10 protein-coding genes are annotated in these 12958 nt (G+C 61.7%); 2 read left to right on the top strand and 8 right to left on the bottom strand.

Features of this window, described 5'->3' with window-relative positions; genetic code table 11:
* Positions 1-2 precede the first annotated feature (2 nt).
* The 8 genes from tssI to tssB all read right to left on the bottom strand — a co-directional run bounded on the left by tssI (position 3) and on the right by tssB (position 10851).
* Positions 3-1889 (bottom strand): type VI secretion system tip protein TssI/VgrG, encoded by a 1887-nt coding sequence (tssI, locus tag M0954_RS16980; protein WP_297354404.1) that lies wholly within the window; start codon positions 1887-1889, stop codon positions 3-5.
* A gap of 106 nt (positions 1890-1995) precedes the next feature.
* Positions 1996-4698, bottom strand: a complete 2703-nt coding sequence (gene tssH, locus M0954_RS16975; protein ID WP_297354402.1) for a type VI secretion system ATPase TssH — start codon at positions 4696-4698, stop codon at positions 1996-1998.
* 83 nt (positions 4699-4781) lie between these two features.
* Positions 4782-5798, bottom strand: a complete 1017-nt coding sequence (gene tssG / locus M0954_RS16970; protein WP_123387501.1) for a type VI secretion system baseplate subunit TssG — start codon at positions 5796-5798, stop codon at positions 4782-4784.
* Complete coding sequence (gene tssF / locus M0954_RS16965; protein WP_297354400.1) at positions 5762-7648, bottom strand: type VI secretion system baseplate subunit TssF; 1887 nt, start codon at positions 7646-7648, stop codon at positions 5762-5764. The genes tssG and tssF overlap by 37 nt, the downstream gene beginning before the upstream one ends.
* Positions 7649-7653: 5 nt before the next feature.
* Complete coding sequence (tssE, locus tag M0954_RS16960; RefSeq protein WP_297354398.1) at positions 7654-8157, bottom strand: type VI secretion system baseplate subunit TssE; 504 nt, start codon at positions 8155-8157, stop codon at positions 7654-7656.
* 59 nt (positions 8158-8216) lie between these two features.
* Entirely contained in the window at positions 8217-8720 is a 504-nt protein-coding gene (locus M0954_RS16955) for a type VI secretion system tube protein Hcp (RefSeq protein WP_122158755.1), read from the bottom strand.
* A 107-nt stretch (positions 8721-8827) separates the two neighbouring features.
* On the bottom strand, positions 8828-10321 hold the full coding sequence (tssC, locus tag M0954_RS16950; protein WP_297354396.1) for a type VI secretion system contractile sheath large subunit: 1494 nt from the start codon (positions 10319-10321) through the stop codon (positions 8828-8830).
* A gap of 8 nt (positions 10322-10329) precedes the next feature.
* Positions 10330-10851, bottom strand: coding sequence for a type VI secretion system contractile sheath small subunit (tssB, locus tag M0954_RS16945; RefSeq protein WP_133893309.1), 522 nt, complete (start codon positions 10849-10851; stop codon positions 10330-10332).
* Between the two features lie 297 nt (positions 10852-11148).
* On the opposite strand from tssB, the gene M0954_RS16940 reads away from it, so the two are divergent.
* Both M0954_RS16940 and M0954_RS16935 read left to right on the top strand, forming a co-directional pair.
* A complete protein-coding gene (locus M0954_RS16940) occupies positions 11149-12093 on the top strand; it encodes a hypothetical protein (protein ID WP_297354394.1) in 945 nt (314 codons plus the stop codon).
* The coding region (locus tag M0954_RS16935) for a DUF3365 domain-containing protein (protein ID WP_297354392.1) at positions 12090-12958 on the top strand (869 nt) is incomplete at its 3' end. The genes M0954_RS16940 and M0954_RS16935, both read left to right, overlap by 4 nt.

The raw sequence follows: 12958 nt of genomic DNA, 5'->3' as shown, positions 1-12958 counted from the left end.
GGCTACAGGATCATCGGAGCTGCACCGCCGAGCACCGCGGTCGCGGTCCCGATCAGTTGCAGGTTGGTGGACTGAACGAGACAATCGGCTTCCGACATGATTTCCATCGCCGCGACCGAACTCATGTTCAGGTTCGCCTTGGAGTTGATCTCCATGGCGAGGTCCGAGGTCATCGTGACGTTCATATCGCCGTTCAGCGTGAGATTCGTGCCCGAGATGACGATCTCGCCAGAACTGTTCATCGTGATGCTCGCAAGCCCGGTGACGAGCCTGATCTGGCTGGCCGCAGTGAGCGTGTAGTCGTTGCCCACCTGCAGGTCATGGTTGTGTTCCGATTCCTCGCGCAGATCCTTCTGTGCATGGATCAGCACCTGCTCGCTGCCCATCCGGTCCTCGAAGCGGATCTCGTTGTAGTCCTCACTACCGCCGCCCTGGTGGCTGCGGCTCTTCACGCCGCTCTGCGTCTTGTTGTCGGGCAAGCTATACGGCGGCATGTTGTCGGCGTTATAGACACTGCCGATGATGAGCGGCCGGTCCGGATTGCCATCGAGGAAACTGACCACGACTTCCTGCCCCACGCGCGGAATGAACTGCGCCCCCCAGCGCTTACCGGCCCACATCTGCGCCACCCGAACGGGACACGAGTTTTGCGCATTGGGCTTGCCCGGACGGTTCCAGAAGAACGTCACCTGCACGCGACCGTATTTGTCCACGGAGATGTCCTCGGGCGTATCGCCATAGACCACCGCCGTCTGCAGGCCCGCGATCACCGGGCGCGGCGTGGACGGCATCGTGCGAAACGGCTGGCGGCTGCGGATCGCCTTGAAGTCGCACTGGAACGGCTCTTCACCGTCGTCACCTCCGCCACCCGACGCATAGTCCGGTTCGACGAGGCGCGTGGTGGCGTCGATCACGAGGTATTCCTGGTTGGCTTGCGCGAGCGGAAAGTCCTTGAGCCTGAAAAGCGCACCGGTCGCAAGACCACACGCATCGGTGCTGCCCACACTCATTGCGAGCGGCACGTTTAGCGCGTCGGCTCGCACCTGGGCATAGCGCTGTCCATCGGAGAGACGCTCGTCGTAGCCGACGTAGTCGTATGCGTAGTCGTAGATATCGAGGCCGCTCACGTTGTGCACGTCTTCCGTGTCGGTCAACTCTTCGGTGGCGAGCAGCGAAGCCTTCGGCTTCAGGTAGTCATAGTCGTCAATCTGTACCTTCGTCGTGTTCACCGCGTGCGCGGTTTCCCAGTCGCTGATCGACGCCTTCATCCGCTTGCCGCGCTCGATCGGCGGCGCATAGGGAATCTGCTCGAAGCCGGGCACGGTCGAGTGCGCGCCGAGCGCGTCGGCGAGCACCATCGTATGGATGCTCTGCGTATGCGTGAAGAAGTAATAAATTCCTTCCTGCTCCATCAGCCGGCTGATGAAGTCGAAATCGCTTTCGCGGTACTGCACGCAGTAGTCGCGCGCCGGATAGTTGCCGCTCAGACTCTGTTTAAGATCGCTATAGCCGATATCGCCGAGTACCGACTGGATGATCTGCGGCACGCTCATGCTGCGGTAGATGCGGCAGTCGCGCCGGCGCGTAGCGAGCCAGGGCTTCGGCACGAGCGTGAACGTGTAGACCGCATAGCGCACGTTTTCGATGTTGACGAAGCCGCCCTGCTCGCCTTCGCAGACAATACCGTTGAAATAGCGCGTATAGCCTTGCGGAGTGACGAGCTTCACTGTCATCGGCGTGCCCAGCAGCGAACGCAGATCGACTTCGACATTCTTGCTGATCGCTTCCAGCTGGTACGAGAACAGATTACCGAGCGACTCGTTCGCGGTCATGTTCGCGAACAGAAGATTCGAGCCAAGCGTGGAGGTGAGCGTAATTGCGTGTGCCATAGGATGAGTTGCATGAGTCGTCTCGTTGCTATGTAGAACGACTGGGCTCGCTGTTTATTCCACCGCATCCCATGGCGCGTTTCGTTCCTCGGCTTGATTGCCTTGATCATCCTGCTTCGGCGGACATGCCTCCGGCCCATTGAACAGTTGCATCGAAGCGATAGGCAAATTCACCATTCTCGACGCTCACATCGACGCGCTCGACAGCCCCGCCGTCGATCGTCCGCGTCAGGAACTCGCGGCTGATAGCCGGCAGCAAGGTATTGGTCAGAATCGCGTCGATCATCCGGCCGCCTGATTCGCTCTCGGTGCAACGGCTCACCACCAGTCGTACAACCGTATCGTCATACTCGAACGGCACGCGATAACGTTCCTCTACGCGCCGCTTGATGCGCTCGAGTTGCAGTCTCACGATCGTCGCGAGCATGTCCTGGTTGAGCGGGAAATAAGGAATCGGCACAAGCCGACCCAGCAATGCAGGCGGGAACACGTCAAGCAACGGCTCGCGCAGCGCCTTCGCGAGGCCTTCGACGTCCGGCATTCGCTGCGGATCCCTGCATAGCGCGGCAATCAGGTCCGTGCCCACATTCGTGGTGAGCAGGATCAGCGTGTTCCTGAAACTGATCGAACGCCCTTCGCCATCCTCCATCACGCCCTTGTCGAAGACCTGGAAAAAAATCTCGTGCACATCGGGATGCGCTTTTTCGATTTCATCGAGCAGCACCACCGAATAGGGCTTGCGACGCACGGCTTCGGTCAACACGCCGCCTTCGCCATAACCGACGTATCCCGGCGGCGCGCCCTTCAAAGTCGAGACCGTATGCGCTTCCTGAAACTCGCTCATGTTGATCGTGATCAGGTTGTGCTCGCCGCCGTACAGCGCTTCAGCCAGCGCGAGCGCGGTCTCCGTCTTGCCCACCCCCGACGTGCCGGCCAGCATGAACACACCGATCGGCCGCTCAGGATTGTCGAGACCGGCACGAGACGTCTGGATGCGCCTCGCGATCATCTCCATCGCATGGTCCTGACCGATCACACGCTCGCACATCACAGACGCGAGATTCATTACGGTCTGCAGTTCGCTGCGCAGCATTCGGCCCACCGGAATACCGGTCCAGTCCGCGGTCACAGCGGCGACTGCCTGGTAGTCTACGTTTGGCAGGATCAGTGGGTTTTCGCCCTGCAATTCGACGAGTTGCGCCTGGAATTGCCTAAGTTCGGCGAGCGCAACGGCCTTCGCGTCATCGTCCATCTCCGGGTCTTCGCCTCTCAACCGCGCGCGCAAGGCGAGAATCTGCTCAACCAGGGCCTTCTCTTCCGCCCACGCCGCTTCGAGATGCTGCAAACGCTCACGCTCGCTCTCCAGCATCGCGGCGGCTTGCGACTCGCGCTCCCCAATGTCGATTCCGACCGTCTTCTCGCGCACGATAATGGCCTGCTGCGTTTCCAGTGCCTCGATCCGCTTCATTGCATCGTCGAGTTCCGCGGGCACCGCATGCTGGCTGATTGCGACGCGCGCGCAAGCCGTATCGAGCAGGCTCACGGCCTTGTCCGGCAACTGACGCGCCGGGATGTAGCGATGCGACAGCTTGACGGCCGCTTCGAGCGCCTCGTCGAGAATCTGCACGCGATGGTGCTGTTCCATCACGTTCGCGACACCGCGCAGCATCAGGATCGCCTTCTCTTCGCTGGGCTCGTCGACCTGCACGGGCTGAAAGCGGCGTGTCAGCGCCGGATCCTTTTCGATATGCTTACGATATTCAGCCCAGGTGGTCGCGCCAATCGTACGCAGATTGCCGCGCGCCAGCGCGGGCTTGAGCAGATTCGCCGCGTCGCCGGTGCCTGCCGCACCGCCCGCACCCACCAGCGTATGAGCCTCGTCGATGAAGAGAATGATCGGCTTGGGCGAGGCCTGCACCTCGTCGATCACCTGACGCAGCCGGTTTTCGAATTCGCCCTTCATGCTTGCACCGGCCTGCAGCAGACCGATGTCGAGCACGCGCACCTGCACAGCTTGCAACGGCGGCGGCACGTCCCCACGCGCGATGCGCAACGCGAATCCCTCGACCACCGCCGTCTTGCCGACGCCGGCCTCGCCGACCAGCATCGGATTGTTTTGACGCCGGCGCATCAGCACGTCGACCAGTTGACGAATCTCGCCATCGCGGCCCACTACCGGATCGATCTTGCCGTCGCGAGCCTGCGCGGTCAGATCGACGGTGAACTGGGCAAGCGCCTGTTGCTTGCCCAGTTGCGCGGGCGCCAGCGCACCGCTGCTTTCACCGGGCGCGACGTGATCGGCACGAAAGCCGTCAGCAGCATGCTGGCCGTCTTCCGGCGATCGCGCGACAATGCCTGCAAATTCATCCGCAAACGTCTCGGCGCGCACCTTTTCGAACTCGCTGGACACGTTAAAAAGCGCATGGCGCAGATGGCGCGTGCGCAGCAGCCCAACAATCAGATAGCCACTGCGCACCTGGCTTTCGCCAAACATCAGCGTGGCAAAGACCCAGCCGCGCTCGACGGCCTCTTCAACCTCGGCGGACAGATCGGAGATGCTGGTGCTGCCACGCGGCAGCCTCTCGAGCGCGCTGGTCACGTCGCGGGCAAGATGCGACGGATTCAGCCCGAAGTGGCTCACAATGCGGTGCAGATCCGAATCCTGCAACTGCAGGATCTGGTGAATCCAGTGCGCCAGTTCGACATACGGATTGCCGCGCAGCTTGCAAAACACGGTGGCACTTTCGATAGAGCGGTAGGCAAGCGGGTTGAGCTTGCCGAACAGCGCGCCGCGACTGATTTCAGCCATGGTTTTCGATCCTGTATAGCGAAAGGCAGCCGACCTGCGGCCGCCATTGGGTTGAACAATGCCCGCGCCAGTGCGCCGCGGTTTTATTTCACGGGCCTTAGCACGACGTCGTCCGCATCCGCGGGCTTCGGGTAGCGGCCCATCCAGGTGTTGAAGCCCATGCGACCCGCCCGGCCCAGGTGACTCAGGGGTACGTCCTCTTTCTTCAGGACGAGTTGCAGGTCCCATCCCTTCTCGTCGCCCACATACAGACGCACCGCTGCCACCAGTTGCCGCAGGGCATCGCTGCCGGGCAAAAAGCGGTTGAATTCGTTTCGGTCCAGCGGTCCGATACGTAGCCGGAAACGCTCTTGCGCGCCTCGCACATGTGCGCCAAGCAGCGCGTCTCTGCCCAGCGAGGCCATGCCGCGCCCCATGTGCAGACAGGCACCGCGCGGCAGCTTCATCCAGCCCGCGACAAACTCGATCACACGCACGGGCACGCCGAAGTAATGCTCGAGAAAGCTCATGAGTCCCTCAGCGTTGCGCGACTGAGCGACCAACCGCCCAGCGAAGAAGCGCTTGTACTCATCGGGCAATGCGTCGCGTTTCTCCAGATGCGGCGTAGCGATACCGATCAGCGCACCGATATAGGTGCGAAAGCGGTCCTCTTCCGGACGATCCATCTGTACGGTCGGCTGCGCATCGGCCCACGCGCGATAGAAGAGACTCAGCATCCGGTGGTGAAACACATCGGCAAACGCGACGAGCGTGCGGTCTTTCCCATTGCGCTCGCGGTCCACGGCATGTTCGGTCAGATGCAACGGCAGCGGTCCATGCGGACCGAACAGGCCGAGAAACAGCCCATAAAGCCGTCCAGGCCGCTCCGCGGTGCGCGGTTCGAAACGCTCGATGCTGCGCGACGGAAATTCTAGCGAAGCCGCATGCCCCAGACGCACTGGATCTTCGGCCGGCCGCGTAGAGTGTCCGAGCCGCGGCAACGCCGGGTACGCGCATTCGAGAAGGCGCATAGCCTCGAAGAACTCGAATTCTTCCGGCCGCGCGCGCAGCGCCGCCTCCAGTACTAGAGGATCGGCCGTTTGCCGGGATTCGCGTGCCATCGGGCAACCTCATTTCGTTCGAGTGTGCGCAACACCGTCTCGACAAACGAATTCAGCGAGACGTAGCGCGCAAAGAAGTGCTGCAGAACCGAGGCCAGCAGGAATGCCCCGCTGCCCTCGAAAGCGGTGTCGTCGCAGGTCAGCGTGACTTCCAGGCCGCGGCCGTAAGTGACCGGACCCGGCACGGGAATGCGGCGCGTGACCGGCACGGCCGCAACGTGCTTGATGCCTTCGATCTGACGGCGCGTAGCGGCATCGAACTGGTCGTGATACAGGCCGAGCATTTCGCGCAAGGCGGCTGCACCCGCTTCGCCCTCCTCATCGAGCAGCGACAGGTAGTTCAACTGCAGATGACTGATCAGACGCCAGGCCGATTCGCCTGTCGCGGTGGGCGCACGCGGCCGGGTGGGGCCGGCCACGCAGCGGATCGACGCCACCGGCGCGTCTGTGTCCAGCGTAAAGTCCGTATACGACTTGCCCACCGGCATATGCAGCGGCAGATCGCGATTCGTGCACAGCAGGCGCAAGCCCAACTGACGCAGCGAGGTCGCATAGGGCGCGTCGTTCGCATCCACCAGCGCAATGAACGTCTCGCTGCCGACATAGCTGGAGCGCGCGCCGCGCTGCTTCTGGCGGCTCGATAGCACGCGCGGCTCGCGACGCAGCGTATAGAACGCTGACTGCGGGCTGTGCCACGTCCGCGCGGTGCTGTCGTAGAACGGCCGGAAACTTTGCTCGGGCTCCTGACGATCGCCGTAACCCTGCACCTCCAGCACGCTATGCACTTCGAAATCCATCGGGCGGGTCCGGTCACCCAGCACGTGGTATTCGGTCACGCCCTGTTGCAGATGGATACGGTCTGCGCGACGCTCGAACAGATTGACCGCTGGCGTGCAGAAGAGCCGGAAATTGCTGGCGTGAATCGCGTTATGCAGACGTGCGACACTGCGGTCGAGCCACACCACGATCTCGAACTCGTTGCCGGCCGCGCGCGTCAGCAGCGCGCGCAGGCCGGTGAACTCGGCGAACAGGAAGCGCTCCGGACAGGCAAAATATTCCTGTAGCAGACGATAGCCGCTGAACGAACGGCCTCCGTATGGCAGCAACGCCTCATCCTCGTCGAAGCCCGCTGCTCGCAGCGCCGACGCCTCGCGATGCACCTCGACGGTCGTCCCATCCTGCGCGGCCGCGCGCACCGTGTATCCAGCGCCATTGGCCAGAAGTTGCTCATAGACCAGCCGTGGCAAATCGTCGGCGCCGGCAAGAAAGACCGGCAGACGATCAAGCGCGAGCGCCTTCGCCGGCACGCCCGAGAGCGTCCTGAACTTCAACCGCAAACCCGCGCGCGCCTGCGTGCCGGGCGGCGGCACCAGCCCTGCGGCGGCCAGCGCCGCGGGCGTGTCGAAGTATCTCGCCTCGGCGATCGCGAGTGGCCACAGCGTGACCTCGTGCGCGGTACGGTACTCGCAGGCCGTCCGCTCGCCGAAGCCAGTCAGGCTGCGCATCACGGTGTGCCGCGCTATCGGGTGGCCGGCCGCCGGCAAGTCTTCAGCCTCATCCGGATGAAACTGCACTACCGCCATCGACGGGACCGGTGTCAGGTAGTGCGGGTAGAGCATCTCCAGAAGATGCTGCGTAAACACCGGGAACTGCGCGTCGATCTTCAACTGTACGCGCGCTGCCATAAACGCAAACCCTTCGAGCAGGCGTTCGACATACGGGTCCGCGCATTCGAACCCTTCCAGCCCGAGTCGCCCCGCGATCTTGGGGTGCTCGCTCGCGAACTCCGCGCCCATTTCCCGGACGTGCTGAAGCTCGAGGTTGTAATAGCGCAGGAGTCGTGGATCCATTACATTCAGCCGAAAAGTTGCGAGACGTGAAACTCGCCGGTCTCGAGATCGACGTCGGTGCGCAGATATAGACCTAGCGGCATCGGCTGCGCCCACATGTCCGCTTCAATCCGGAAACGCAGCGAGCGGCTGTCCATGCGTGCATGATCGGCCTCGACGCTGACCTGAACCGTTCCGGCGATCAGACGCGGCTCGAAATCGCGCAGCGCTGAGCGGATACGCTCCTGCAGAAGCGCGATGTCGATGCCAGACAAGGCGGTTCCCGTTAGATCAGGAATCCCGAAGTTCAGCACCGAGTTGCCCGCATGCATGAAGCCCGCAGATTCCTCGTCGCTCCGTTGACGCGTGCAGTTGAGCAGCCACGCGATATCGCGCGTCACGCACTCGCGAAGACGCAGCGCGGTGATGACACGCTCCTCGCGGCTCTCTTCGCGCTGCGCGGGAGCCAGGTCGGTCAACCGGTCCAGCAGCGAAGGCTGCAGGCGCTCCTGGGGTGTTAGCTCCGCCATGCGGTGCGCTCCGTAACGTTAGGGGATCCGGACGGACCCCCGGTATGACGCCGGCTGGCTTATTCCTTGGTGACCTGCTGGATGTCGTAGGTGAAATCCTTGGTGCCGCCGCTCGCCTTACCCGTGTCGTCCTGGGGCTGGAACGAATACTTGAACTTGCCGAAGTGCAAGGTGATGTTTTCGGTCAGCCGCTCGTCGCCGCCGCTGCCGCCGGTCGATACCGACGTGACCAATATCCCTTCGCTGAGCTCGATGGTCACGTAGTCGGTCTGCTGACCGGTTGCATTCGTGACGTAGAGATAGGCGGTATCGATTCGCGCACCCGTGCAGCACGCTTGCAACAGCGCGTTCGAGCAGGCGTCGACGTACTTGGTAACAGTAATGTCCTGGATGTTCGCCTTGCCGCCCGACGCATAGCCCGCGCCGGTATGCAGGTTGCCAGTATTGCTGCAGCCCCACGACCACGCGATGATGGGCACCTGGTTCTTGTGCTTCGAATGGGCGGAGGCGCCCTGGATCGTCACCGCGCCAGAGCCGAATTTCAGGTGCATGTCGAATGCCATATATTCCTCTACTTGTGTGCTTTAAAAGTTTGCCTGCCAGGCTGACAGGCCATTGGATCCGGAGCGTCGCCCTCCGGGTAGCTACTGAAAATGGCTTACCCGTGAGCTCAGGCCGCCTGCGCAGACGGCAAGCGCGAAACGAGGCGCAACGAAACCGTGAGGCCTTCGAGTTGGTAGTGCGGCTTGAGGAAGAACTTCGAGGTGTAGTAGCCCGGGTTGCCCTCCACCTCTTCCACGACGACTTCCGCGGCAGCGAGCGGCTTGCGCGCTTTCGTCTCTTCACTGGAGTTCTTGGGGTCTCCATCCACGTAATTCATGACCCAGTTGGAAAGCCAGCTTTCCATTTGTTCCCGCGTGCTGAACGAGCCGATCTTGTCGCGCACAATGCACTTCAGGTAGTGCGCGAAACGGCAGCAGGCGAACATGTACGGCAAACGAGCCGAAAGATTGGAGTTGGCCGTGGCTGAGGGATCGTCGTACTCTTCCGGCTTCGCGACCGATTGCGCACCGATGAACGCCGCGATGTCCGAGTTCTTGCGGTGCACGAGCGGCATCAGACCCATCTTGTCGAGTTCCGCCGAACGTCGATCGGTAATCGCGATCTCAGTGGGACACTTCATGTCCACGCCGCCGTCGTCACTGGGAAAGGTATGAACCGGCAGGTTCTCGACCGCACCACCCGACTCGACGCCGCGGATGCGCGTGCACCATCCGTAGTATTTGAACGAGCGGTTGATGTTTACGGCCATGGCATACGCAGCGTTCTGCCACGTGTACTTCGACGAATCCGCGCCTTCGGTGTCTTCTTCGAAATCGAAATCCTCGACCGGATCGGTCTTCGCCCCATACGGCAGGCGGGCCAGGGTGCGGGGCATCGTCAGTGCGAGATAGCGCGCGTCGTCCGTTTCCCGCAGGGAACGCCAGGCGGCGTAGTCGGGCGTGGTGAAAATCATCGACAAGTCGCGCGGGTTGGCGAGTTCGTTCCAGTTCTCCATACCCAGCAAGGAAGAACCGGCCGCGGATATAAACGGGGCATGCGCTGCCGCCGCCACCTGCGCGATGCCGCGCAGCAGCTCCACGTCCTGGGGACCGTGGTCGAAATAGTAGTCGCCGATCAGACAGCCATAGGGTTCGCCACCTAGCTGGCCGTATTCCTCTTCGTAAATGCGCTTGAACACAGGACTCTGGTCCCATGCGACGCCCTTGAAGCGTTTGAGATTTCTGGCAAGCTCTTTCTTCGACACGTTCATCACCCGGATCTTCAGCAGCGGATCCGTTTCGGTGTTGGTCACGAGATGATGCAGCCCGCGCCACGCGCCTTCCAGTTGCTGAAACTCGGCGTCGTGCAGAATCTGATTCAACTGCTCGCTGAGCTTGCGATCGATTTCGGCGACATATGCATTGATGGTCTGCGTCAAATCGTCGGATACGACGTTCGAATCCTGAAGCACATGCTCGGCCAGCGTGCGCACCGCGGCTTCGACCTCTTCCCTCGCACGCTCATTCTTGGGCTTGAATTCCTTGCTGAGCAAGGCTGAGAATTCGCTGACCTCGGTGAGGGCACTCTGTACACCTTGCTCGATCTGGTTCTGGCGTTCCATGACTTTCCTCACTCGTTGCCGGATTCGACGTCAGCGTCCTTCGGTACCGCGCCCAGCGCCTGCAGCAGCGCCGGATCCTTGATCGCCTGGGCAATCAGCTTTTCCGCGCCCGATTTGCCGTCGAGATAGGTGCCCAGATTGGCTAGCTGCGTGCGCGCCTCGAGCAACTTTCTGAGCGGCTCGACCTTGCGCGCCACCTCGGCCGGCGAGAAGTCGTCCATGCTTTCGAACGTCATGTCGACTGCGAGGCGGCCCTCGCCGGTCAACGTGTTGGGCACATTCAGGCTCACCCGCGGCTTCATCGACTGCATGCGGCTATCGAAGTTGCTGACATCGAACTCCAACGCCTTGCGTGCATCGATCGCAGGGAGTTCGCTGGCGTTGGCGCCGGACAAATCCGACATCACGCCCATCACGAACGGCAGCTGCACCTTCTTCTGCGCCCCATACAGTTCGACGTCGTACTCGATCTGCACGCGCGGCGCCCGGTTGCGCCCAATAAATTTCTGACTGTTCTGTCTCGTTGACATTGGCTGCTTCCTTTCAGTGTTGACCATGTGATGGATTCGACGATGCGCTCTGTCTGGACGGTGAACGCTGTCCGCATCTACAAAACGCTCAACATTGCGATCTATTCCGTCTGTGTTGTTCGTCGTCGCCACGTTTGCGTTTGCTCGCTACACAACGCCCAGGGGTGGGGGGATATTCCCGACACTCTCAAATTTGCGCCCCTCTTCGTAGGAGATGACCTCGGAATAAACCGTGCTTTCAAGCGTTATCTGGGAACGCGTTCCCGGTATCTGGTCCATGTCATGGCGTTTGAAGAAATGAAATTCTCAACAAAACTCGGTTGCGCATTCCGTGGCAAACAGACTCTGTTGGCCCTGCTCATCCTCGTCGCGCTTGCGCCGCGAGCGCAAGCGGCGTGGCAACTCGTGCGGGCCGACGCACACCCGGTCGCCATCCACGACGCGGGGCTGTATCAGCCAGACATAGGGCAACACTTCGGGGTGGATGACATCCTCGAGACACCGGCAAGCGGTGGCATACAGATTCAGGACGATGCGGGCAATGTCGTCGCGCTGGGTCGCGATACACGCGTGATGCTGTTGCGCGACGCGCATATCGCATTGCTACAGGGATGGATGAAGGTCCGCAATGCGTGCGACGCAAAGGACTGCGCCGCGCTGGTTGTCGAAACGGAGCACACCAGATTTTCGCCTGCAGGTAATACGGCACTTGTGATTGCGGTAAAAGCCGCGGGCTATCAAGGCACGGATGCCGTTTTCTGCGAGAGCGGCATGGCAAGCGTCAGCGCAATCGCGAATTCGTACAGCAAGACGGTGCCGGTACGCGTCGACACGCACGGCTTCGCCACTCACTCCACAGCACAGGCACCGGTCACCCTGGCGGCGCAGCCCGATTCCGCATTTATCGCGTCGATGCCGGTCGCCTTTCGCGACGCGCTGCGGCCCTTGCCTGCGCTAACCGCCGTGCCCAACGACTTGCCCAAGGGCACACGTCCTGTTGCTTACGATGACGTGTCGGACTGGCTCGAAAGCAGCCTGGCGGCACGTACTGCGCCGTCCACGCGTTTTACTGCGCGATTCCGCGCACGTCTTTCCGATGCAGCGTTCGAACAGGCCATCAAGCAGAACATTCGTGTGCTGCCCGACTGGCGTCCGCTCGTTTATCCGCCGCCGCGTGTCGTCGCGCATAGCACAGTGTTCCAGCAGCGCCAACCCTATTCTCCCGACTCCGTGCACCCATGAAGATCTCGCTCGCCATCAAGTTCAATCTCGTGTTCATCGCGATCTTCGCGATCGGACTCGCTGCCATCGGTATCGTCGCCGATCGGGTTCTGCAACAGCAGGCGCTGGACGAAACACGTCACGATGCCGACGTGCTGTTGAGCGCCGCCGGCGCGGTGCAAAACTATACCGCCCAGCACATCACGCCGTTGCTCGCAACGCAGATCCAGTATTCGTTCGTGCCCGAATCGGTGCCGGCTTACTCTGCAATCGAGATGTTGAATACGCTGCAGAGCGCGTTTCCGAATTTTTCGTACCGGTCGACCATGGTCAATCCGACCAATCCGCGCGACCGGCCCACCGACTGGGAAGCCGAGGTGATCAACCATCTTCACGACCATCCCGAACTGAAGGAAATGACGGGGCAACGCCGCACGCCTGGGGGCGAGCAGTTGCTGTTCCTCGCGCACCCGAGCAGCATCACCGATTCGAGCTGCATGCAATGTCACAGCACGCCGTCCGCTGCACCGCGCACGATGCTCGAAAAATATGGCCCGGCGAACGGCTTCGGCTGGACCATGAACGAGGTCATCGGCGCGGAGTTCGTCTCGGTGCCGATGTCGGAATCGATCGCGCGCGGTCACGCGGTATGGCGCAGCCTGATGGCTTCGCTGACGGCGGTGTTCGCGGTTGTGCTCATTGTGCTGAATCTGATGGTGCACTTTCTCGTAACACGCCGGCTGCAGATGCTGTCGCGCGCGGCTGACGAAGTGAGTCTTGGCAAGCTAGGGGACGTTGCGTTACCGGCCGGCGGGCGCGATGAAATCGCATCGTTGGCCGTTTCGTTCGGACGGATGCGCACGAGCCTCATTGCTGCCTTCGAGAT

This window comes from Paraburkholderia sp., assembly GCF_026225065.1.
Lineage (GTDB): Bacteria > Pseudomonadota > Gammaproteobacteria > Burkholderiales > Burkholderiaceae > Paraburkholderia.
Note: the sequence above shows the minus strand (reverse complement) of the source record. Positions and strands in the feature narration are given on the sequence as shown.